This window comes from Cellulosimicrobium sp. BMG9.23 (assembly GCF_059159985.1).
In genome coordinates, this window is the sequence record NZ_JBZGBZ010000008.1 from 92,163 (window position 1) to 114,041 (window position 21,879).

Annotated in this window: 21 protein-coding genes; 16 read left to right on the forward strand and 5 right to left on the reverse strand. The window is 73.1% G+C overall.

The window, feature by feature from the left end; all coding sequences use genetic code 11:
* Nucleotides 1-23: 23 nt before the first annotated feature.
* The 3 genes from AC4H2G_RS15095 to AC4H2G_RS15105 all read left to right on the forward strand — a co-directional run bounded on the left by AC4H2G_RS15095 (nt 24) and on the right by AC4H2G_RS15105 (nt 4,593).
* On the forward strand, nt 24-1,664 hold the full coding sequence (locus AC4H2G_RS15095) for an amidohydrolase (protein ID WP_494366556.1): 1,641 nt from the start codon (nt 24-26) through the stop codon (nt 1,662-1,664).
* Between the two features lie 326 nt (nt 1,665-1,990).
* Entirely contained in the window at nt 1,991-3,760 is a 1,770-nt protein-coding gene (gene lnt, locus AC4H2G_RS15100; protein WP_494366557.1) for an apolipoprotein N-acyltransferase, read from the forward strand.
* A complete protein-coding gene (locus tag AC4H2G_RS15105) occupies nt 3,757-4,593 on the forward strand; it encodes a polyprenol monophosphomannose synthase (protein ID WP_494366558.1) in 837 nt (278 codons plus the stop codon). The genes lnt and AC4H2G_RS15105 overlap by 4 nt, the downstream gene beginning before the upstream one ends.
* 89 nt (nt 4,594-4,682) lie before the next feature.
* Here AC4H2G_RS15105 and AC4H2G_RS15110 read toward each other — a convergent pair whose 3' ends face one another.
* The gene (locus AC4H2G_RS15110; protein ID WP_069387551.1) at nt 4,683-5,027 is read right to left on the reverse strand and encodes an RNA polymerase-binding protein RbpA; all 345 of its coding nucleotides are present in this window, start codon (nt 5,025-5,027) and stop codon (nt 4,683-4,685) included.
* Nucleotides 5,028-5,383: 356 nt separating this feature from the next.
* Between AC4H2G_RS15110 and AC4H2G_RS15115 the strand changes: the two genes are divergently transcribed.
* The 4 genes from AC4H2G_RS15115 to putP all read left to right on the forward strand — a co-directional run bounded on the left by AC4H2G_RS15115 (nt 5,384) and on the right by putP (nt 9,747).
* Nucleotides 5,384-6,580 (forward strand): LLM class flavin-dependent oxidoreductase, encoded by a 1,197-nt coding sequence (locus AC4H2G_RS15115; RefSeq protein ID WP_494366764.1) that lies wholly within the window; start codon nt 5,384-5,386, stop codon nt 6,578-6,580.
* Nucleotides 6,581-6,722: 142 nt separating this feature from the next.
* Complete coding sequence (locus tag AC4H2G_RS15120) at nt 6,723-7,367, forward strand: FMN reductase (RefSeq protein WP_494366559.1); 645 nt, start codon at nt 6,723-6,725, stop codon at nt 7,365-7,367.
* 105 nt (nt 7,368-7,472) lie between these two features.
* A complete protein-coding gene (locus AC4H2G_RS15125; RefSeq protein ID WP_494366560.1) occupies nt 7,473-8,126 on the forward strand; it encodes an SHOCT domain-containing protein in 654 nt (217 codons plus the stop codon).
* A 121-nt stretch (nt 8,127-8,247) separates the two neighbouring features.
* Nucleotides 8,248-9,747 carry a sodium/proline symporter PutP gene (putP, locus tag AC4H2G_RS15130; RefSeq protein WP_494366561.1) on the forward strand — a complete coding sequence of 500 codons (1,500 nt, stop codon included), beginning with the start codon at nt 8,248-8,250 and terminating at the stop codon, nt 9,745-9,747.
* A 48-nt stretch (nt 9,748-9,795) separates the two neighbouring features.
* Here the strand turns inward: putP and AC4H2G_RS15135 are convergent, their stop codons facing one another.
* Complete coding sequence (locus AC4H2G_RS15135) at nt 9,796-10,218, reverse strand: pyridoxamine 5'-phosphate oxidase family protein (protein WP_494366562.1); 423 nt, start codon at nt 10,216-10,218, stop codon at nt 9,796-9,798.
* Between the two features lie 58 nt (nt 10,219-10,276).
* Between AC4H2G_RS15135 and AC4H2G_RS15140 the strand changes: the two genes are divergently transcribed.
* The 5 genes from AC4H2G_RS15140 (at nt 10,277) to AC4H2G_RS15160 (ending at nt 15,278) form a co-directional block, all read left to right on the forward strand.
* Entirely contained in the window at nt 10,277-10,741 is a 465-nt protein-coding gene (locus tag AC4H2G_RS15140; RefSeq protein WP_494366563.1) for a helix-turn-helix transcriptional regulator, read from the forward strand.
* A gap of 5 nt (nt 10,742-10,746) precedes the next feature.
* Nucleotides 10,747-11,157, forward strand: a complete 411-nt coding sequence (locus AC4H2G_RS15145) for a VOC family protein (RefSeq protein ID WP_494366564.1) — start codon at nt 10,747-10,749, stop codon at nt 11,155-11,157.
* 221 nt (nt 11,158-11,378) lie between these two features.
* Nucleotides 11,379-13,787, forward strand: coding sequence for an ATP-binding cassette domain-containing protein (locus tag AC4H2G_RS15150; RefSeq protein WP_494366565.1), 2,409 nt, complete (start codon nt 11,379-11,381; stop codon nt 13,785-13,787).
* Nucleotides 13,788-13,847: 60 nt separating this feature from the next.
* Nucleotides 13,848-14,648: an alpha/beta fold hydrolase gene (locus tag AC4H2G_RS15155; protein WP_494366566.1), complete on the forward strand. Its 801-nt coding sequence runs from the start codon at nt 13,848-13,850 to the stop codon at nt 14,646-14,648.
* A 108-nt stretch (nt 14,649-14,756) separates the two neighbouring features.
* Nucleotides 14,757-15,278, forward strand: coding sequence for a putative immunity protein (locus AC4H2G_RS15160; protein ID WP_494366567.1), 522 nt, complete (start codon nt 14,757-14,759; stop codon nt 15,276-15,278).
* A 50-nt stretch (nt 15,279-15,328) separates the two neighbouring features.
* Here AC4H2G_RS15160 and AC4H2G_RS15165 read toward each other — a convergent pair whose 3' ends face one another.
* From AC4H2G_RS15165 to AC4H2G_RS15175, 3 genes are all read right to left on the reverse strand, one after another.
* Entirely contained in the window at nt 15,329-16,261 is a 933-nt protein-coding gene (locus tag AC4H2G_RS15165; protein ID WP_494366568.1) for a phosphotransferase, read from the reverse strand.
* 104 nt (nt 16,262-16,365) lie between these two features.
* On the reverse strand, nt 16,366-16,923 hold the full coding sequence (locus AC4H2G_RS15170) for a dihydrofolate reductase family protein (RefSeq protein WP_494366569.1): 558 nt from the start codon (nt 16,921-16,923) through the stop codon (nt 16,366-16,368).
* Between the two features lie 112 nt (nt 16,924-17,035).
* Nucleotides 17,036-17,605, reverse strand: a complete 570-nt coding sequence (locus AC4H2G_RS15175; protein WP_494366570.1) for a dihydrofolate reductase family protein — start codon at nt 17,603-17,605, stop codon at nt 17,036-17,038.
* A 253-nt stretch (nt 17,606-17,858) separates the two neighbouring features.
* On the opposite strand from AC4H2G_RS15175, the gene erm reads away from it, so the two are divergent.
* From erm to AC4H2G_RS15195, 4 genes are all read left to right on the forward strand, one after another.
* Nucleotides 17,859-18,656: a 23S ribosomal RNA methyltransferase Erm gene (gene erm / locus AC4H2G_RS15180; protein ID WP_494366571.1), complete on the forward strand. Its 798-nt coding sequence runs from the start codon at nt 17,859-17,861 to the stop codon at nt 18,654-18,656.
* 56 nt (nt 18,657-18,712) lie between these two features.
* A complete protein-coding gene (locus tag AC4H2G_RS15185; protein ID WP_494366572.1) occupies nt 18,713-19,243 on the forward strand; it encodes a hypothetical protein in 531 nt (176 codons plus the stop codon).
* An 857-nt stretch (nt 19,244-20,100) separates the two neighbouring features.
* A complete protein-coding gene (locus AC4H2G_RS15190) occupies nt 20,101-20,721 on the forward strand; it encodes a histidine phosphatase family protein (RefSeq protein ID WP_494366573.1) in 621 nt (206 codons plus the stop codon).
* Nucleotides 20,722-20,792: 71 nt separating this feature from the next.
* On the forward strand, nt 20,793-21,875 hold the full coding sequence (locus AC4H2G_RS15195; protein WP_494366574.1) for a tyrosine-type recombinase/integrase: 1,083 nt from the start codon (nt 20,793-20,795) through the stop codon (nt 21,873-21,875).
* Nucleotides 21,876-21,879 lie beyond the last annotated feature (4 nt).

Genomic DNA, 21,879 nt, shown 5'->3' on the forward strand with positions numbered 1-21,879 from the left:
ATGTGGCGGTATGGTGAAGGATTGTGGCCTCAACCTTGTACCGCGGTGGCGTGATCCACTCCTCGGCCGACCCCTTCGCCGAGGCCCTGCTCGTCGACGACGGCGTGATCGCCTGGATCGGCGCCGACGACACCGCCGACGGGCTCGCCGCCCGGGCCGACCGGGTCGTCGAGCTCGACGGGGCGCTCGTCGCGCCCGGGTTCGTCGACGCGCACGTGCACCTGTTCGAGATCGGCCTCGCCCTCGCCGGCGTCGACCTGTCCGCGAGCGCCGGCGTGACGTCGCTGGGCGCCGCGCTCGACGCGGTCGCGAAGGCGGCCGCCCTCGCGAGGGACGACGAGGTCGTCCTCGCGTTCGGCTGGGACGAGCGGTCGTGGCCGGAAGCTCGCCCCCCGACGGCGGACGAGCTGGACGCCGCGGCAGGCGGCCGGGCGGTGTACGCGGCGCGCGTGGACGTGCACTCGGCCGTCGTGTCGACGGCTCTCGCGCGGCGCGCGGGCCTCGACGCGCGGCCGGGCTGGGACGCGTCGGGCTGGGTGACGGGCGAGGCGCACCACGTCGCGCGGGACGTGGCGCGCGAGGTGTCGCCGGCGCGGCGCACGGACCTGTACCGGACGGCGCTGCGCGCGGCGGCGGAGCAGGGCATCGTGTCGGTGCACGAGATGAGCGCCCCGCACATCGACACCCGTGCGGGGCTGCGCGAGGTGCTGGACCTGACGCGCGACCCGGCGGCCGGGCTGGCGCACGTCGTGGGGTACCGGGGCGAGCTGTGCGCGACGGCCGACGACGCGCGCGCCGTCCTCGCGGACGTGCCGGGCCTGGCGGGGATCGCGGGCGACCTCAACGTGGACGGGTCGATCGGGTCCCGCACGGCGGCGATGCGGCAGCCGTACCGGGACGCGCCGGTGCCGGGGGAGCGGGGCTCGCTGTACCTGTCGGCGGAGCAGATCGCGAACCACCTGTCCGCGACCGCGGCGGAGGGCACGCAGGGCGGGTTCCACGTCATCGGCGACCGCGCGATGGACGAGCTCGTGCTGGGGCTCAAGGCGGCGGCGGACGTGCACGGCGCCGGATCGGTGCGGGCCGCGCGGCACCGCGTCGAGCACGCGCTGTTCGTCGACGCGACGGCGCTGGCGACGCTCCTGCTGTTCGGGGTGTCCCTGAGCGTGCAGCCTGCGTTCGACGCCGCGTGGGGCGGCCCGGACGGCATGTACGCGGCGCGCGTGGGCGCGACGCGCGCGGAAGGGCTGAGCCCGTTCGCGGACCTCGCGGGCGCGGGCGTGCCGGTCGCGTTCGGGTCGGACGCCCCGGTGACGCGGCTCGACCCGTGGGCCGGGGTCCTGGCCGCGATGTCGCACGTCGACCTGGACCAGCGGGTCTCGGCGCGCGCGGCGTTCCAGGCGCACACGCGCGGCGGGTGGCGCATCGCGGGCCTGGACCACACGGGCGCGGGGCAGCTGCGCGTCGGCGCGCCCGCGCACCTCGCGGTGTGGCGCGCGGAGCACCTCGTGGTGCAGGGCACCCTGGGCCGTCCCGCGTCGTCGTGGAGCACGGACGCCCGCTCGGGTACGCCGCTGCTGCCCGAGCTCGGCGGGGACGCGCCCCGGCCCACGTGCCAGCAGACCGTGCGGGACGGCGTCGTGCTGTTCGACACGTTCGGGTGATACGTCCTCGGCAGGGGTGCAGGTTCCGGTTGACAGCGCGGGGAGCGGGAGTAGTTTCGACAGGGTGTTCCGGCCCCCGCGGCCGCAGGGGGATCAGCCACCGACGACGATCCCTCGGCGTGCCGTGACGGGTGTCTGGCCGGGCCCGCGCGCTCAGTAGAAAACGTGCACCGCCGGTGGCGGCGGGGTACGGGCCGAAGGGCGCGCGGGCCCGCCGCACCCGCCTGCGCGCGCCCATCGACCGGGCCGTGCGCGCGGCGTCCGCTCCTCACCCGTGGGCGCCCCTGCACGGTGGCCGCGCAGGCGCGTGGCGTATCCTGCACCCCGTGCCAGCCCCCGCGTCCGCGACCGACCCGAGCGTCGGTCGGCCCGCCCCGAGCCCTCGTCGTGTCGCGGACGGCCAGGTCTCCCGGCCGCTGGCCCTGCTCCTCGCGATCGTCGGTGGCCTGCTCACGGACGCCGCGTTCCCCGACCGGGGCTGGTGGCCCGCCGCCTTCGTCGGCGTGGGGCTGCTGTTCTGGGCGCTGCGTCGCGACGACGCCCGGTGGGGCGCCCTGGTCGGTCTCGTCTGGGGGCTGTCGTTCTTCCTGCCGCACCTGTGGTGGGCGAACGAGGCGACCGACACCGTCCCGTGGATCGCGCTGTCGGTCATGGAGGCGTGCTTCGTCGCGGTGCTGGGTGCCGCGTGGGTGTGGGCGCGGCGCTGGTCCTGGCTGCGGGACCGGCCCGGCCGGCAGGCGGTCGCGTTCGCGGTGCTGTTCGTCGGCGTCGAGCAGGCCCGCACCGAGGTGCCGTTCGGCGGGTTCCCCTGGGGCCGGCTCGCGTTCTCCCAGGTCGACTCCCCGCTCGGGCGTGCGGCGTGGCTCGGCGGCGAGGCGCTCGTCTCCCTCCTCGTCGCGCTCGTCGGCTCGCTGCTCGTCGCGGCCGTCCTCGTCGGCGTGCGGCGGCGCGACGCCGGGGTACCAGAGACGCCTGGCACGTCGGGGGTACCGGCGGACGACGGCGCGCGGCGGACGGTCCGGGTCGTCGTGCCGCTGCTCGTCGCCGCTGCGCTGGTCGCCGCGCCGATCCTCGTGCCGCTGGACACCCGCGCGCAGGCTGGCACGCTCGAGGTCGGCGCCGTGCAGGGCAACGTCGGCGAGCCGGGCCTCGGGTCGTTCGCGAACCGGGCGGAGGTGCTGAACAACCACCTCGACGGCACCGTCGCGCTGCTGGACCAGGTGGAGCCGGGCGACCTCGACGTCGTGCTGTGGCCGGAGAACGGCTCGGACCTCGACCCGCAGGAGGCGCCGGAGGTCGCCGCGGCGATCGACGACGCCGCGCGTGAGGTCGACGCGCCGATCCTCGTCGGCGCGCAGGAGTACCCCGAGACGGGCGGTCGGTACAACGTGGCGCTGCTGTGGGAGCCCGGCGTCGGCGTCGTCGACCGGTACGCCAAGCAGCACCCTGCTCCGTTCGGCGAGTACATGCCGCTGCGCCCGCTGCTGCGGGTCTTCTCCGACCAGGTCGACCGCGTGACCATCGACATGATCGCCGGGGACGAGACGGGGGTCGTCGACCTCGCGTCCGAGCGCCTGGGCCGCACCGTGCCGCTGGGCGTGGTCATCTGCTTCGAGGTCGCCTACGACGTGCTCGTGCGCGACGCGGTGCTGGCGGGAGCCGAGGTGCTCGTCGTCCCGACGAACAACGCGTCCTTCGGGTACACGGCCGAGTCGACGCAGCAGCTCGCGATGTCGCGGCTGCGCGCGATCTCGACCGGGCGGGCGACCGTCCAGGTGTCCACGGTCGGGGTCAGCGGCGTCGTCGCGCCCGACGGGACCCTGCTGCAGAGCACGGACCTGTTCACCGCCGACCAGCTCGTCGCGTCCCTGCCGCTGCGCACCGACCTGACGCCGTCGGTGCGCGCCGGCGGCCTGCCCGGGCTCGTCGTGGGCCTGCTCGCGACCGCGCTCTTCGTCGCCGGGGTCGCCGGGTCGGTCAGCGAGCGCCGGCGCGGGCGCCTCACCGCCGGCACCGCCGGAACTCCCGGCACAGGCGCGGTCGCCGGGCCCGGCGTCTCGGTGGCCGCGACGGACGGCCAGGAGCGCTCCCGGTGACCGACGCACCCGGGCGCGTGCTCGTCGTCGTGCCCACGTACGACGAGGCGCTGACCCTGCCGGGGACCCTCGCGCGCCTGCGCGCCGCGGTCCCGGGTGCGGACGTCCTCGTGGTCGACGACGCGTCGCCCGACGGGACGGGCGACCTCGCGGACGCGGTCGCGGCCCGCGACGGCGCGGTGCACGTGCTGCACCGCGCCGGCAAGGACGGGCTGGGGGCCGCGTACGTCGCGGGCTTCAGGTGGGCGCTGGAGCGTGGGTACGACGTCGTGGTGGAGATGGACGCCGACGGCTCGCACCGCCCGGAGGAGCTGCCGCGGCTCCTCGACGCCCTGGCCCCGGCCCCGGGCGGCACCCCGGCCGGCACCACGAGCGGTGCCGACAGCGGTATCGCGCCGGGCCGGGCCGGGACGCCCGCCCTGGTGATCGGGTCGCGCTGGGTGCCGGGCGGCGCGGTGGAGAACTGGCCGTGGCACCGCGAGGTGCTCTCGCGGGGCGGCAACGCGTACGTGCGGCTGGCCCTCGGGCTGCGGCTGCGGGACGCGACGGCCGGGTTCCGCGCCTACCGGGCGGACGCGCTGCGCGCGATGGACCTTGCGGCGGTGGAGTCGCACGGGTACTGCTTCCAGGTCGACATGGCGTGGCGCGTCGCCCGGGCCGGGGGCCTCGTCGTGGAGGTGCCGATCACGTTCGTCGAACGCACGGCGGGGCGGTCCAAGATGAGCCGGGCCATCGTCGCCGAGGCGCTGTGGAAGGTCACCGTGTGGGGTGCCCGACGGCGCGCGGAACAGCTGGTCGCGGTCGTGCGGCGGGGACGCCCACCGCGGCCGTAGCGGCGCCGGGCGCAGGAAAGGCCCGGTCCGTGGGGACCGGGCCTTCGTGCGTCGAGCCCTCGCGCTACCAGGGCGTGGGGCGCGTCTCGTCAGGCGGAGCGGCGGAGCTTGCCGGCGCGCAGCAGGTCGAGGCGCTCGTCGAGGAGCTCCTCGAGCTCGGAGATGGTGCGGCGCTCGAGCAGCATGTCCCAGTGGGTGCGGGCGGGCTTGCCGGCCTTGGGCTCGGGACGCTCGGCGTCGCGCAGGAGCGCCTCGGCGCCGCAGCGGCACTCCCACACGGGAGGCACCTCGGCGTCGGTCGAGAACGGCAGGATGATGGTGTGGCCGTTGGGGCAGTCGTAGTGCGCCTGGAAGCGGGGCGCGAAGTCGACGCCCTCGTCCGACTCCATGCTCTTCGCACCGATGCTCATGCCACGCAGCGAACGGTCGGCCATGGTGTCCTCCAGAGGATCGTCGGGGGTGCACGGGCGGGCCCGTGGGTGCGAGCGTGCCCGGTCTACGAGTACGCAACGCTGTGTCGTGGTGGGGTGTTCCGACGCGGGGTGAAGGTCCGGTGAACGTCGCGGTCGCGGCCCGCCAGGCGAGCCGCGCGACGTCGGGGCCGGGTCCGCCACGGCGCGTCGCCGTCCCAGGCTCCCGGGTTTCGATGCCCCGCGCAACTCGCGGGGCGTGAGATCCGCCGCTCCCGGGTGGGCCACGCCGTCGGGAACAAACCCGGGGGGCGTCCGGTTGGGCCGCATGTACATGCAAACGCATGGACCATCGATCGGCAGGACACTGGGAGCGCACCATGCAGTTCGGCATCTTCACCGTCGGCGACGTGACGACGGACCCCACGACGGGCCGGACCCCGGACGACACCGAGCGGGTGCGCGCGATGCTCACCATCGCGAAGCACGCCGACGAGGCCGGCCTGGACGTCTTCGCGACGGGCGAGCACCACAACCCGCCGTTCGTGCCGTCGTCACCCACGACCATGCTCGGCTACCTCGCGGGCGTGACGAAGGACATCGTCCTGTCGACGTCGACGACGCTCATCACCACCAACGACCCGGTGCGCCTCGCCGAGGAGTACGCGATGCTCCAGGTCATCACCGACGGGCGCATGGACCTCATGATGGGCCGCGGCAACACCGGCCCCGTGTACCCGTGGTTCGGGCAGGACATCCGCAACGGCATCCCGCTCGCGGTCGAGAACTACGCGCTGCTGCGCCGCCTGTGGACCGAGGACGTCGTGGACTGGGAGGGCAAGTTCCGCACCCCGCTGCAGGGCTTCACCTCCACGCCGCGCCCCCTGGACGGGGTCCCGCCGTTCGTGTGGCACGGGTCGATCCGCAGCCCCGAGATCGCGGAGCAGGCCGCGTACTACGGCGACGGGTTCTTCCACAACAACATCTTCTGGCCCATGCGCCACACGCAGCAGATGGTGCAGTTCTACCGGCAGCGCTGGGAGCACCACGGCCACGGCTCCGCGGACACCGCGATCGTGGGCCTCGGCGGGCAGGTGTTCATGCGCAAGGACTCGCAGAAGGCGTGGGACGAGTTCCGCCCCTACTTCGACAACGCGCCCGTGTACGGGCACGGGCCGTCGATGGAGGACTTCACGCGCGAGACCCCGCTGACCGTGGGCTCCCCGCAGCAGGTGATCGACCGCTACGGGGCGATGCGCGAGCACGTCGGGGACTACCAGCGCCAGCTGTTCCTCATGGACCACGCCGGGCTGCCGCTCAAGACGGTCCTCGAGCAGATCGACCTCCTCGCGGGCGAGGTCGTGCCGGTCCTGCGCCGGGAGGCGGAGGCCGCACGTCCCGCGCACGTCCCGTCCGGCCCGCCGACGCACGCCGAGCGCGTCGCGGCCGCCCGCGCGGCCGGGCAGTCCCATGCCGGTCACGTCGGCGCCACCGAGGACCGCTGGACGGGGCGGACCGCCGAGGGCGACGACGGCGCGCAGCAGCCCGCGAGCGCCGGTGCGGCCTTCGGGCTCTGACGGTCCGTACGCGACGGCCCGACGGCGTACGGTCACGGAGTGCGGGCATCGCACCCCGTGACCGGCCGTCGGGCCGGCCCGGGCCACCGGCCCGCAGCAGCAGCAGCAGAACACGCACGCACAGCAGCACCAGGAGCACCGCATGACCCAGCAGACCACCCCCGGCAGCACCGACCGGCGCCTCGTCGTCGTCTCCGCCGGCCTGTCCAAGCCGTCCTCGACCCGGCTGCTCGCCGACCGTCTCGGTGAAGCCGCCGTCCGCGAGCTCGGCGCACTCGGCGTCACCGCCGAGGTCGAGACGGTCGAGCTGCGCGACCACGCGCACGCCGTCGTGGACACCATGCTCACCGGCTTCCCCACCGGGGAGCTCGCCGGCGTCCTCGACCGGCTGTACGCCGCCGACGGCATCGTCGTGACCACCCCGCTGTTCACCACGACGTACTCCGGGCTCCTCAAGTCGTTCGTCGACGTGCTCGACAAGGACGCCCTGACCGGCACGCCCGTCCTGCTCGGCGCGACGGGCGGCACCGCCCGGCACTCCCTCGCGCTCGAGTACTCGCTGCGCCCCCTGTTCACGTACCTGCGCGCCGACGTCGCCACCACCTCGGTGTTCGCGGCGACCGACGACTGGGCCGCGGGCGAGGGCGACTCCGGCGGGGGGCTGCCGCGACGTATCGCGCGCGCCGGTCGCGAGCTCGCGGAGAAGGTCGCGCTGCGCACCACCAGCGGCCCCGCGGACCCGTTCGCCGACACACCCGACTTCACCGCGCTCCTCGGCGGCCTCTGACCTGCGCGAGCACGCACCGCGGGCGCGCCGCAGGCCTTGCGCCCGCCCGCGGTCGTCGGGGACGATCGGCACGACGGAGCACCGGGGCACCACGGGGAGCGGACGATGACGACAGCGCACGACGAGCAGCCACCCGCCCGCCCCGCGCGCCGCAGCATCGGCGTCAGCGCCCGCCGGGTCGACCTCGACCGTGCCACCGCCCGACGGTTCGCCCCGGACCCCCGCTATCCCGCGATGTTCCACGTCGCCGGTGGACGCCTCGTGTGGGACGGCACCCGGCTCCATCTCCTCGGGCCCGACGGCACGCGCGCGCGCGTGGAGCTGCCCGCCGGGCGCGTCACCGTCACGATCGGGGAGGGGGTCGTCGTCCACCTGCACGCGGCGCTCGCACCCGGCGCGGGACCGGCTGCGAGCGCCCCCGGCACGACCCGCGCGGTCGTGCTCGACCGGTCCGCGGAACGCTTCGTCCGGTTCGCCCGCGCGCTGCGCGACGCCCACCCGGGCGCCGTCACGATCGACGACCGCACCGCGCCGTCGGCCCGCACCCCCCGTCTGCAGACCGCCGCCCGAGGCTCCGATCGGCGCCCCGGCGTCTTCGCCCGCGCCCTGTGGCACGTGCGCACCTCCAGCGCGTCGACCACCACCGCCGACGGGGGAGCGGCCCTCGTGGAGCGGCTCGAGCGGCTCGCCGCGCTGCACCGCGCCGGCGACCTGACCGACGCCGAGTACGCCCGCGCCAAGACGCGCCTGCTCGGCTGAGCGCCGCCCCTGCCGACTCGTCAGGAGGCGGCGCGCCCACGCCTGCGGGCGCCGTCGGGCCCGGTGCGGCGTAGCGTGCCCAGGACGGAACTGCAGTCGACGAAGCCCGCAGGAGGCCGCCATGTCGGACCGGGACTACCAGCTCGCCGCGATCGTGCTCTACCTGCTCGTCATGCTCGCCATCGGGTACTACGCCTACCGCCGCACCCAGAACCTCGACGGGTACATGCTCGCCAACCGCGGGCTCAGACCGTCGGTCGCCGCGCTGTCCGCCAACGCCTCCGACATGTCCGGCTGGCTCCTGCTCGGCCTGCCCGGCGCGATCTACGCCGCCGGGCTCGTCGAGGCGTGGATCGCGATCGGCCTCATCATCGGCGCGTGGCTCAACTGGCGGTTCGTCGCACCCCGGCTGCGCGCGTACTCCGAGATCTCCGACAACGCCATCACCATCCCGAGCTTCTTCTCCAAGCGCCTCAAGGGCGACAGCCGGCCCCTGCGCATCGCGGCCGCCCTCGTGATCCTCGTGTTCTTCACGTTCTACGTCTCGAGCGGCATGGTCGCCGCCGGGAAGTTCTTCGAGTCGTCCTTCGGCTGGCCCTACCTCACCGGGCTCGTCGTCGTCGCCGTCGTCACCCTCGGCTACACGCTCTTCGGCGGGTTCCTCGGCGCCACCCTCACCGACGTCGCCCAGGGCCTGCTCATGCTCGCCGCCCTCATCGCCGTGCCCGTCGTCGCCGTCACCCAGATGGGCGGCATCACGGCCGTCGTCGACGAGGCCCGGGCCGTCAACCCCGACGCGTTCAACCTGTTCTCCGGGCTCAGCAACGAGGGAGTGTTCCTTGGGATCGTCGCCATCGTCTCCACCGCCGCGTGGGGCCTCGGCTACTTCGGCCAGCCCCACATCATCGTGCGCTTCATGGCCCTGCGATCCGTCAAGGAGGCGACCGTCGCGCGACGCGTCAGCCTCACCTGGATGCTCCTCACCACCAGCGGCGCGGTCGCCACCGCGCTCATCGGCATCGCCTACTTCGCCGACGACCCCGCGCTGCCCCTCGACGACCCCGAGACCGTGTTCCTCGTCCTCAGCCAGATCCTGTTCCACCCGTTCGTCGCCGGACTGGTCCTCGCCGCCGTCCTCGCCGCGATCATGTCGACCATGTCGAGCCAGCTCGTCGTGTGCTCCTCCGCGCTCGTCGAGGACCTCTACAACCTCGCCGGGCGACGCTCCTCGGAGAAGACCGAGCTCCTCCTCGGCCGTGCCGGCGTCCTCGCCGTCGCCGTGGTCGCGGCCGTCCTCGCGCTCGACGACGACTCCGCCATCCTCGACCTCGTCGCCTTCGCGTGGGCCGGGTTCGGCGCCGCCTTCGGGCCGATCGTGCTGCTGAGCCTCTACTGGCGCGGGCTCACCCCGGCGGGGGCGCTCGCGGGCCTCGTCACCGGTGCGGTCGTGGTGCTCGTGTGGGGCAACGTCGCCGCGCTCAGCGACGCCATGTACGAGATCGTGCCCGGCTTCCTGCTGAACCTGCTCGTCGCCGTCCTCGTCAGCCGGGCGACCGCCAGGTCGGACGCCGCTGTCGACGCCGAGTTCGACGCGATGGAGGCCGAGGTCGCCCGGAGCTGACGCCGCTCCTCGCCGGCCGGGGCGAGCGGCGAGCCGTCGGGCGAGACGTCAGCGGGGGAGCGCGACGTCCGACATCACGGCGGCCGCGCCCCGGAAGTCCCCGTGCCGCGCCCAGGTGAGGCTCACGCGGACGACGACGATGCCGTCGTCCGCGAGCGAGGCCGCGAACTGAGGGAATGCGGCGGCGTACGCGGCCGCGCACCGCGACCGGTCCGCGCCGCCGGGAAGGTCCGCCACACCCTCGGCCTGCAGCGTCGTGCCGTCCGCGCCGCCGACGACGACCGCCGCCCGGGGGTCGCGCCGCACGTTCGCCACCTTGCGCGACGACGCGCGCGCGTCGAGCACCAGCTCCCCGCGGTCCGTCGCCGCGAGCGCCAGGTACGCGGACTGCGGCGCGCCGTCCGGCCCGAGCGTCGACACGACGCCGTCCCCGTGCGCGCGCACGTAGGCCACCAGCTGCTGAAGATCCACGGCCGCATCGTACGGGCGCCCTGCCACGTGGGGGAGGGGGCGAACTACGATCGGGACCATGACCAGCACCGGTGGCGACGACGCGCACCTGGACGCGCACCTGCGCACGCTGGCGATGCTGCGCCGCGTCCGCGACCGGATCGACCGCGAGTACGCCCAGCCGCTCGACGTCGAGGCCCTCGCGCGCGGCGTGCACGTGTCCGCCGGGCACCTGAGCCGCCAGTTCAAGGCCGCGTACGGGGAGTCGCCGTACTCCTACCTCATGACCCGCCGCGTCGAGCGCGCGATGACACTCCTGCGCGGCGGCGACCTCAGCGTGACGGAGGTGTGCTTCGCCGTCGGCAGCTCGTCCCTCGGCACGTTCAGCACCCGCTTCACCGAGCTCGTCGGCATGGCGCCGAGCGAGTACGCGCGCCGCGCCCGCACGGCGGGCGCGGGCGAGCTGCCGTCGTGCGTGACCAAGCAGGCCACCCGACCGGTCAGGAATCGAGAAGCGCCCGCCGTCGACCTCCACCTAGCGTGAGAGGCATGGACATCACCCTGCACACCACGTTCCTCCCGCACACCGACCCCGAGGCCTCCCTGGGCTTCTACCGCGACCTCCTCGGCTTCGAGCTCACGATGGACGTCGGCGAGGGCGCGATGCGCTGGCTCACGTTCGTCGCACCGTCGCAGCCCGACGTCCGGCTGGTCCTCACGCCGCCCGCCGCCGACCCCGGAGTCACCGACGCCGAGCGCCGCACCATTGTCGAGCTCATGGCCAAGGGCGCCTACCAGTCGATCATCCTCGCCACGAAGGACCTCGACGAGGCGTTCGAGCGGCTCCAGGCTGCGGACGCCGAGGTCGTCTCCGAGCCGACCGAGCAGCCGTGGGGTGTGCGCGACTGCGCGTTCCGCGACCCCGCGGGCAACATGGTCCGCATCGACGAGGTCCGGTGACCACCCCGGCGGCGACGCCACGGACCCGGGCGCGTCCTGCCCCGACCGGCCGGCAATGACGGCGGCAGCCGTGTGCATACCCGGTCTGCCGCCGGACACCGACCGCGGCCACGGTGCGACGATGAGTTCCCGGGCCGCCGTCGGTCACCCTGACAGGCCCGACGTCCTCGCCGCCAGCACCGCCACCACGCCCCGCACCACCGACCGAAGGAGCCCTCAGGGTGACCGCTACGGAGACCTCGAGCCCCGCCACCACCTCGCAGTCCGCCGTGCCGCACGCCGCCGACGCGCACGACGTGATCCGCGTGCAGGGCGCGCGTGAGAACAACCTCAAGGGCGTCAGCCTGGAGATCCCCAAGCGACGGCTCACGGTGTTCACGGGCGTGTCCGGGTCGGGCAAGAGCTCGCTGGTGTTCGCGACGATCGCCGCCGAGTCGCGGCGCCTCATCGACGAGACCTACTCGACGTTCGTGCAGGGCTTCATGCCGTCGCTGCCGCGGCCGGACGTCGACGTGCTCGAGGGCATCACCACCGCGATCCTCGTCGACCAGGAGCGGATGGGTGCCAACGTCCGGTCGACCGTCGGCACCGTGACGGACGCGAACGCGATGCTGCGCAACCTCTTCAGCCGCATCGGCGACCCGTACGTCGGGCCACCGACGGCGTTCTCGTTCAACGTCCCCACCTCGACGGCGAGCGGTGTGCTGAGCACCGGCAAGGCGGACGGCACGACGGAGAAGAAGGTCGTCCGCAACCAGGTGTACCTGGGCGGGATGTGCCCCGAGTGCGAGGGCCGGGGCACGGTCTCCGACCTCGACCTGTCCGTCATCGTCGACGAGTCGAGGTCCCTCAACGACGGCGCGATCCTGGTTCCCGGGTACAAGGCCGACGGCTGGATGGTGAAGGGCTTCTCCGAGTCCGGCCTGCTCGACGGCGACAAGCCCGTGCGCGACTTCACCGACGCCGAGCGCGAGGCCTTCCTGTACAAGGAGAAGACCAAGATCAAGGCGCTCGGGATGAACATGACCTACCAGGGCCTCGTCCCCAAGCTGCGCGAGTCGATGTTCAGCAAGGCCCCCGAGTCGCTGCAGCCGCACATCCGGGCGTTCGTCGAACGAGCGGCCGTGTTCGTCCCCTGCCCGGCGTGCGACGGGACACGGCTCAACGAGTCCGCCAGGTCGGCGAAGGTCAACGGCGCCGGCATCGCGGACGTGTGCCGCATGCAGATCTCCGACGCCGCCGACTGGGCGCGGGGAATCGACGCCCCCGGCGTCGCCCCCCTCGTCGCGAGCCTGCTGCACCTGTTCGACAAGTTCGTCGAGATCGGCCTCGGCTACCTGTCGCTCGACCGGCCCGCGGGCACGCTGTCCGGGGGAGAGGCACAGCGCACCAAGATGATCCGCCACCTCGGCTCCGCGCTGACCGACGTCACCTACGTCTTCGACGAACCCACCATCGGCCTGCACCCGCACGACATCCAGCGCATGAACTCCCTGCTGCTCGACCTGCGGGACAAGGGCAACACGGTGCTCGTCGTCGAGCACAAGCCGGAGGCGATCGCCATCGCCGACCACGTGATCGACCTCGGCCCGGGCGCCGGGACCGACGGGGGCACGATCTGCTTCCAGGGGACGGTCGACGAGCTGCGGACCAGCGGCACGCTCACCGGCCGTCACCTCGACGACCGCGCCACCGTCAAGGAGTCCGTGCGCACGCCCTCCGCCGCGCTGGAGATCCGGGGCGCGGACCAGAACAACCTCCAGGGTGTGGACGTCGACGTGCCCACCGGCGTCCTGACCGTCGTCACCGGTGTCGCCGGCTCGGGCAAGAGCTCGCTGATCCACGGCAACCTCGCCGGGCGTGAGGGCGTCGTCGTCGTCGACCAGGGCGCCATCAAGGGATCGCGCCGCTCCAACCCCGCCACGTACACCGGCCTGCTCGAGCCGATCCGCAAGGCGTTCGCGAAGGCGAACGGTGTCAAGCCCGCACTGTTCAGCGCCAACTCGGAAGGCGCCTGCCCCACCTGCAAGGGCAACGGGCGCATCTACACCGAGCTCGGGTTCATGGAGACCGTCGAGACGCCGTGCGAGGACTGCGGCGGCAAGCGTTTCATGGCGTCCGTGCTCGAGTACACGTTGGGCGGGCTGAACATCGCCGAGGTGCTCGACCTGTCCGTGGCACACGCCCACGCGTTCTTCCGTGAGGGCGACGCGAAGATCCCCGCCGCGCACAAGATCCTGGCGCACCTCGAGGACGTCGGCCTCGGTTACATCACGCTCGGCCAGCCGCTCAACACGCTCTCCGGCGGCGAGCGCCAGCGGCTCAAGCTCGCGATGCACCTGGGAGACTCCGGCGGGGTGATCGTCCTCGACGAGCCCACGACCGGGCTGCACCTCGCGGACGTCGAGAACCTGCTGCGTCTGCTCGACCGCATCGTCGACTCCGGCAAGTCCGTCATCGTCATCGAGCACCACCAGGCGGTCATGGCCCACGCGGACTGGATCATCGACCTCGGACCCGGCGCCGGGCACGACGGCGGCCGCGTCGTCTTCGAGGGCACGCCCCGCGACCTCGTGGCGCAGCGGTCGACGCTCACGGGGGAGCACCTCGCAGCGTACGTGGGCGCCTGAGGCGCCCCGCGCCCCGCTCCGGCCGTTGCTCCCACGGCCGAACAGGTCGAGGATCGAGGCATGCGCGTCGAGGTCGGCGGGCTGAGCATCGCCTACGAGCGCGCCGGGGCCGGTCCCGCGGTGCTGCTCGCCCACGGCTTCGTCGGCGACGCCCACGCCACCTGGGCCGCACAGATCGAGGCACTCACCGACGAGTTCACCGTGATCGCCTGGGACGCACCCGGCGCCGGAGCGTCGGACGACCCGCCCGACGGCTTCGGCATGGACGACTACGCCGACTGCCTCGCCGCCGTCCTCGCGGCGCTCCGGATCGAGCACGCCCACCTCGTCGGGCTCTCCTTCGGGGCGGCCCTGGCGCTCGCGGTCTTCCACCGGCACCACCGAACCGTCCGGTCGCTCGCCCTCGTGAGCGGCTACGCGGGCTGGGTCGGCTCGCTCGGCCCGCAGGAGGCCGACCGGAGGCGCGCGCGCTCGCTGCAGGCATCGACCCTGCCGCCCGACGAGCTCGTCGCCGCGATGGCACCGTCCCTCTTCTCACCCTCCGCCGGCGGGGAACGCGTCGACGCGTTCCTCGCCAGCGTCCGCGAGACCCGCCCGTCGGGCTTCCGGGCGATGGCCCGCGCAAGCCACCCGGACCAGAGCCGCGTCCTGCCGCGCATCGACGTACCCACCCTGCTGCTGTACGCCGACCACGACGTCCGCGCACCCGTCGCGGTCGGCGAGGCCCTGCACCACGCGATACCAGGCTCCGAGCTCGTCGTCCTCACCGGACCCGGCCACGCCAGCCCCGTCGAGGCACCCGACGACGTCACGCGCGAGCTCCGCCGCTTCCTGCACGCTGCCGAGCAGCGACCCGGGTGAACGACGGCGCGCCCCGACGCCGGCACGAGCAGGGGAGCGAGGCACGCTCATTCTCCACGGACAGGAGGCACGATTGCCCGCCCCGAGCGGCCTCGGCAGAATCACCGCATGCCCATCCTCCCGACCGACCGCGACCCCCGACTCATCACGGTGCGCCGCGGCGGCACGCTGACGGACGAGGACCACCGGCTGCTCGCCGAGTGGGCGATCCTCTGCGCCGACCACGTCCTGCCGCTCTTCGAACGGTCCCAGCCCGACGACACGCGACCCCGCGACGCCCTCGAGACCGCACGCGGCTGGGTGCGGGGCGACGTGCCCATGCGCGAAGCCCACCGCGCCGCGTTCCCCGCGAACGCCGCCGGACGCGACCAACCCGCACCCGCGAAGTACGCGGCGCTCGCGGCCGGGCAGGCGGTCGCCGTCGCGCACGTCGCGGCGCACGACCTCGGTGCCGCGGCGTACGCGATCCGTGCGGCGGCTGCCGTCGCTGCGACGAGGGGCGAGGAAGAGGCAGCGCGCGTCGCCGAGCGGGACTGGCAGCGCGAGCGGATCCCGCCGGAGGTCCGGGAGCTCGTCCTCGACGACCAGCGGCGTCGCAGCGCGATCTGCTGGGACGTCTTCGACGACTGAACGAGTGCCGGACGTCAGCGGACTACGACCACCCGCCTGGTGCCGGGCGATCATCCCTGGCGGACCGGTTCCTCCAGGAGGGCCAGCGCGGAGGGACCCCAACCCGTCGGGTCGTCGCCGGGCGGCACGAGCGCCCACGCCTGCCACAGCACCACCGCGTCCCACCAGCCGGCCTCGGCCGGCGTCAGCGGCCGGACGGACTCGTACCCCGCGAGGAACGTCGCACGGACCTCGGGCGAGACCGGGCCCCAGTCCCGGTAGCGGGTCCCGAGCATGACGGCCGACCGTGCCACCTCGACGATGCAGTGGTCGAGCCTGACCTCCTCGAAGTCGATCACGGCGGCGACGTCGGGTCCGTCGCACAGGACGTTCGACGAGCGGTAGTCACCGTGCACGAGCTGTGTCGGCAGCTGCTCGTCCGGCGCGTCGAGGACCATCGCCCGCAGGGTGGCGCGAGCGGCCGCCGGCACGTGGTCGAGAGGAGAGCCGAGCCAGTCGGAGACACGGGTCCTCAGCGGGGCCGGGGGACCGGCGGGCGCGACGACCTGCCCGGCGTCGGGACAGGAGGCGAGCGCGAGATGGAGGCGCGCCAGGACCGCGCCGGCGCCTCGGACCTGGTCGGGATCGCCGACGTCGAGCAGGTCTTCAGAGATGACGCGCTGCAGCCCGATCGAGACGTCTCCGAGCTCGACTTGGACCTCACCGTCCCGCGCGGGGACCGGCGCCGACACGGGCAGCCCGTCCCGGTCGAGCCAGCGGACGAGCCGGGCGACGTGCGCCAGGCGCGCAAAACGCTGGGGGGCGACCGACCACTTCGCGAGCAGGCGACCTCGGGGCGTCGCGACCCAGGCCAGCGCGTTGCGGTCGCTGATCACGATCCGTTCACAGGCGTCGACCTGCACGCCCCAGTTCTCGTCCAAGGCACTCGTCACCCAGCGAGCCGCGGACGCGGCGTCCCTGAGCCCGAATCGCTCCTCGATCACGGCACGAGGGTCTTGCGGCTCCCACAACATCTCCAGCAGGGGCGGATCTGCATCAGTCATGGCTCATCCCAGCACGCCGACCACGCGTGGGGGAGCGGCTCACCTCAGCGGGTCCGATAGCGGGCGTAGATCAACCCGCTGTCGAACGCGCGCTCCTCGAGCAGCTCGAGGTCGAGCCGCACGCCGTCGGGGAAGAACCGCTTGCCACCGCCGACGACGCTCGTGGTGATGAACAGGTGGTACTCGTCCACCAGGCCCGCCGCGATCGCCTGGGCGGCGAGGTTCGGGCCGTCGACGGAGAGGTCGTGGTCGGTCTCGGCCTTGAGCCGGCGCACCCCGTCGGGGTCGAAGCTCCGCTCGATCCTGGTCCGCTCGCTGGACGCCGACTCGAGCGTCGTGGAGTACACGATCTTGTCCGCGGCCTGCCAGTCGCGCGCGTACTGCACGATGTGCGGGGGAGCGTCGGGGTCCTCGTGCGCGGTCTCCCAGAACACCATCGTCTCGTACATCCGCCGGCCGTAGAGGAACGTCCGGACGGGCCGGAAGACGTCGCCGATGAAGGTGTGCACCTCCTCCACCTCGGCCCCGGTGCCGAGGTCGCCCTCCGCCGCCTCGGCGTAGCCGTCCAGCGAGGTGATCATCGAGTAGATGAGCTTGCCCATGTCGTCTCCTTCGAGTGGTCACGTCGCTCTGCCGGCGCCGTGCAGGCTGTGACCTGAGCACGACCTCGAACTCATCGGGCGGCAGGGGGCGGATGCACCAGGGCGTCTCCCGTCACGCTGCTGCTCGCGAGGGGCGGTACCGCTGGGCGACCACCCCCGACCGGAACTCATGGCGGTCCACGAGCTCGAGCCGGATGCGCTCGCGCAGACCGGTCAACAACGTCGGCCCATGCCCGGCGAGGACGGGCTGCACGAGGAAGACGTACTCGTCGATCAGTCCCAGATCTGCCAACGCCAGGGGGAGCGTCACGCCGCCCACGAACAGGCCCTCGCCAGGCTCCTGCTTGAGCCGCTGAACCGCTTGCCCCACGTCGCCTCGTACCAGCTCGGCATTCCAGTCGACCTCGCTCAACGTGGACGACACGACATGCTTCGTCGCGCGGTCGAGGGTCTCGGCGAACGGGATCTCCCACTCGTCCATCCAGTCGGGCCACGTGCCCGTCGCCGGCCGCCGCCACGCCGACTCCATCATCTCGTAGGTCACCCGACCGAAGATCACCGCATCGGCTCGTCCCATCTCCGCGGTCCAGTAGCGCATCGACTCCTCGTCGGGGGGCAGCCCCGCCTCGTGATGGCAACAGCCGTCGAGCGTGACGTTGATCGAGTATCGAAGTGGTCTCATCTCGTCGCTCTCCCTTGATGCGCGCAGCGCGATTCACCGGACCGTGCTGAGACCACTGTCGGCCCTATTTCTCATCGACAGCCACGCGGATGCCGATATTCTGCCTCCCATGTGTGCACCCGCTGCCGTGTTCATGAGGCTCCGCCGCTCCTAGCGGCGGAGTCCCCCTGAGGTCTCTCTCGCCGCTCCGCAGTCCAGCCGGGCGGTGCTTCGGCGCGCCCGGACGCGAGCTCACGAAAGCGTCCTGTCACACATGCCTACCTACCGCGGTGGCCGTCACGAGCACGGCCAGAACGACCTCACGGACAGCACCACGATCACCCGGTTCGTCGACCTCGTCGCACGGACCGGCGGCCCCATCGTCGAGATCGGACCGGGGCGCGGCGCCCTGACCGAACGGCTTCACGCGCTCGGCCGTCCTCTGACGGCGGTCGACGTCGACCGGAGCCTGGTGGACCGGCTGCGGAGGACACTTCCGCGGGAGGTCGAGCTCGTGCATGCGGACTTCCTGACCTGGCAGCTGCCACGTGGACCGCACGTGATCGTGGGCAACGTCCCGTTCCACGTGACCACGTCCGTCCTGCGGAAGGTGCTGCACTCGCCGGACTGGACGCAGGCGGTGCTGCTCGTCCAGTGGGAGGTCGCCCGCCGCCGGGCCGGCGTCGGCGGTGCGAGCATGATGACGGCGCAGTGGTGGCCCTGGGTCGACTTCCGGCTGGAGGGGCGCGTGCCGCGAACGGCGTTCCGACCCGCGCCGAGCGTCGACGGCGGCCTCCTGACCATCTCCCGACGTCACCATCCGTTGGTCGCCCCGGCCGACCGGACGACCTACCGCCAGTTCGTCCACGACGTCTTCTCGGGCCGCGGGCACGGGATCACCGAGATCCTGACGAGACTGGTCCGGCCGGACCAGCGGAGGGCGCTCACGGCGCGTCTTCATCGCGAGGAGGTGCACCCTCGCGCGCTCCCCAAGGACCTCACCGCCCAGCAGTGGGTCGCCCTCTACCGCGCGACCCGTCGGCACGCCGCGCGACGTCGTGGTGCCGCTTGAGCCTGCTGCCGGGGGAGCGGGGGCTCGGGGGCATCCTCAGTCGCTAGGGTCGCCCTGTGGTAGAACGCGAGATGGTGACACGGTACAAGCTTGCGCTACCCCACGGGCGCTCGCTCCGGGCGGTGCGAGCGGCACGCCTTGCCGTCGTCGTCGGGGTGGCTCTGGCGACGTCGTCGGCTTGCTCAGTCGTCGAGGCTGTCGATCCCACGGCGTACTGCCAGCCCGAAGACCCGATCGTGACGCCGCAGACTGTGGCGCCGGGCGAGGCGCTGCAGGTCGAGACCGTCGGTCGCGAGGGCGCTGTGGACTGCGAGCCGAGCATTCCGGCCCGCGCTCGGTACGAGGTCTTGATCAGGGCTGGGGAGCCAGGCAGCGACCCAGAAACGGGCCGCTACTCGAGGACTCTCGGATCTCTGGACCCCGACAGTGATGGGTCTGCTCAGGGAACCGTCCGGGTCCCGGACGACATCCCGTTCGGCAAGGCCGAGGTGTCTCTCAGACTCCAGGGCGCCAAGACGATCTGCGAGATCGACCCGAGCATCGGTTGCGCGAAAAACCCGTTCGCCCCGATAGAGATCATCGGGTGACCCGCAGAGGCGCGAGCACTTGCACGCGATGCAACCCGGACTGGTTCAGGCGCCGATAATGTACATTATGTCATTTTGCCTCGGAAGAGGCCCCGTCGTGCATCACCGAGCGGCGACGGCGCCTCCCCCTGTGCATGATCACGACAACCGCGCACCGCACGGCTGGGCTCACCCACGCCGACTTCGTGCGAGCGGGACACGTCGTGCGGTCGACGCCGGTCGGCGGACTGCGGCCGCCGGGAACGCACAGCGAGCTTCCGGGCGCCCGGCCCGGTGAACCGCGGAACGTCTCGAGGCTTCTTGGCGCGCTCGCCGCCGCGCTGCTCACGACGGTCTCGCTCGTCGTGTTCCTGCTCGTCGCCGTGGTCGCCGGTCTCGCAACGGTCTGCGTCTGGGCCTGGCGCACGCTGTCCCCTGCACGTCGCTCGGCCAGACCGGAGCCCGTCTCCCCTCGGCGTCCCGGGCGCGACGCCAGCCTCGGACACCGGGACGGAGACGCTGGACCCGCCGGTCGGCACGAGCGCCCTGCGACCTCGTCGTTCACCCTGGCCAGGGATCACCGGTTCGGCTACGATCTCTAGAATCGGACATACAGACTAAACCAGTGTGTTTAGGTCAACACCATGCTGTCGAACCGGATGGTGCGCAGGGCGAGCGGAGCCATCCTGCGTGCGTCCCGCTCATCGACCGAGCGGTCCCCGAGCGGCCACCCGGCGTGGCGGTACAGCTCGATGGTCGGGTGCTCCGTCGTACCGCGCCCTCGTGACAGGGTGGATCCCATGCGCCCTGAACCACCATCTTCGTCGACCGCTCCCCCGCCACCGGTCCCCGGTCACGTCCCGCTCCGCGCGCGGACGGTGCATCTCGTCACTCACCCCGAGGCGACCCACCACGTGGACGGTCTCGTCGGAGGTCAGCACGACTCCGACCTGACGTCGGCTGGCGTACGGGCGGCGGACCGGCTCGGCTCCGTCCTCCGCGACCGGATCCCCGGGGTTGTCGGCACGAGCGTCATGGCGTCGGACCTGCGGCGCACCCGTCGGACGGCGGACGCGATCGGCCGCGCGCTCGGCGTCGTGCCGACCTACGACGCCCGCCTGCGTGAGAAGTCGTACGGGGTCGCCGAGGGGCGCCCTCAGGAATGGTTGGACGCCCGCTTCGTCCCGCCACCGCGGGTCGGTGACCGGCTGCGGCACGACGAGGGCGTCGACGGAGCCGAGACGCGTCTCGACCTGGCGCTCCGCGTGTACGAGGCGACGGCACACGTTCTGGGCACGCACGACGGCGACGACCTGGTCGTCGTCACGCACGGCTTCGCGGCGACCTTCGTCGTGGCGGCGTGGATCGGCATGCCGATCGAGTCTGCGGGCCACGTGACCTTCCCGGTGCCGTCAGGCAGCATCACCACGCTCCGGGAGGACGCGTTCTTCGGCAACCGCGCGGTCGTGTCGGTCGGCGAGGTGCCGTACCGCGTCTGACCTGCTGTGTCGGTACCTGGGCCTAGGCTCACCGCGTCCGGTCAGTCCAGGTCGAAGGGAGCCCGTGAGGGATGGTCGCGCCGCCCCGCCTCGAGCTCGTCACCGTGCAGGAGGCTGCCGACCGCTACCTCGGCAGCGTCTCCACGCAGACCGTGCGCGGCGTGCTCTCGGCCACCACGCAGCGCAGTTACGTCCGCGACGTGCGCGAGTTCACGCGGCTCGTCGGCCCCGGGCGGGTCCTCGACGACGTCACCGGCGACGACGTCGACGACGTGCTCGTGCGCTACCAGACGACTCCCGACCTCCGTTTCCAGGACGCGTCCCGCAAGCCTGGTGCGACCGGCCGCTCCCCCGCGACCGTCAACCGGTTCCGCCAGTCCCTGACGCGCTTCTTCGCGCACGCGTCCCGGGAGGGCTGGGTGCAGGCCGACCCCATGCAGTGGGCCGCTCCCCCGGCCCGCCTGCGCGACGGTCTTCGGGTCGCGCGCACGGCCCTCTCCGCGGGGTCCGCGGCCGCGCTTCTCACGGTGGCCACCGCCGACGCGCCGGTCGGCCCCTCGCGCCAGGACCACGACCTGCGCCTGCGCGACCGCCTCGTCGTCGCGCTGCTGCTGGTCCTGGGGCCCCGAGTCTCCGAGCTCGTGCGCGCCGACGTCGACGACTTCTCCCGCGAGCCCGGCAGGACGCGATGGCGCATCCAGGGAAAGGGCGGAAACGTGCGGACGGTGGAACTGTCCGCGCCCCTGGCAGACGCGCTCGAGGAGTACCTCGCGCGCCAGCGTCCGATCCTGCTCGCGCGCCGGCCCGACGACGCCGACGCGCAGCGCGCGCTGCTGCTGTCGTGGCGAGGGCGCCGGATCGACGCCCAGGCCGTCCGCGCACTGCTGCGCCGGTGCATCGACCGCATGCCCGACCAGTACCGGCGCGAGGCCACGCCCCACGCCCTGCGGCACACGACCGCGACCCTGCTCGCGGCCGACGGGTGGGACGTCAAGGTCGTGGCGGAGCTCCTCGGGCACGCGTCCATCGCGACGACCGGGGTCTACCTCGACCGCATCGAGGGCGAGCTCGCCGCGGCCATCCGATCCCACCCCCTCAGCGGGGCGCTCGCGGGCGGTCAGGAGGCAGGCCTGCGCCCCAGCGGCGCGGAGTAGTGTG

Bases quoted from the DNA above. Each gene is read 5' to 3' on its own strand.
- erm (WP_494366571.1), top strand. From the start codon at position 17,859: ATGCCTACCTACCGCGGTGGCCGTCACGAGCACGGCCAGAACGACCTC.
- AC4H2G_RS15120 (WP_494366559.1), top strand. From the start codon at position 6,723: ATGACCCAGCAGACCACCCCCGGCAGCACCGACCGGCGCCTCGTCGTC.
- AC4H2G_RS15170 (WP_494366569.1), bottom strand. From the start codon at position 16,923: ATGGGCAAGCTCATCTACTCGATGATCACCTCGCTGGACGGCTACGCC.
- AC4H2G_RS15145 (WP_494366564.1), top strand. From the start codon at position 10,747: ATGGACATCACCCTGCACACCACGTTCCTCCCGCACACCGACCCCGAG.
- AC4H2G_RS15160 (WP_494366567.1), top strand. From the start codon at position 14,757: ATGCCCATCCTCCCGACCGACCGCGACCCCCGACTCATCACGGTGCGC.
- AC4H2G_RS15125 (WP_494366560.1), top strand. From the start codon at position 7,473: ATGACGACAGCGCACGACGAGCAGCCACCCGCCCGCCCCGCGCGCCGC.
- AC4H2G_RS15115 (WP_494366764.1), top strand. From the start codon at position 5,384: ATGCAGTTCGGCATCTTCACCGTCGGCGACGTGACGACGGACCCCACG.
- AC4H2G_RS15140 (WP_494366563.1), top strand. From the start codon at position 10,277: ATGACCAGCACCGGTGGCGACGACGCGCACCTGGACGCGCACCTGCGC.
- AC4H2G_RS15155 (WP_494366566.1), top strand. From the start codon at position 13,848: ATGCGCGTCGAGGTCGGCGGGCTGAGCATCGCCTACGAGCGCGCCGGG.
- AC4H2G_RS15175 (WP_494366570.1), bottom strand. From the start codon at position 17,605: ATGAGACCACTTCGATACTCGATCAACGTCACGCTCGACGGCTGTTGC.
- AC4H2G_RS15110 (WP_069387551.1), bottom strand. From the start codon at position 5,027: ATGGCCGACCGTTCGCTGCGTGGCATGAGCATCGGTGCGAAGAGCATG.
- AC4H2G_RS15195 (WP_494366574.1), top strand. From the start codon at position 20,793: ATGGTCGCGCCGCCCCGCCTCGAGCTCGTCACCGTGCAGGAGGCTGCC.
- putP (WP_494366561.1), top strand. From the start codon at position 8,248: ATGTCGGACCGGGACTACCAGCTCGCCGCGATCGTGCTCTACCTGCTC.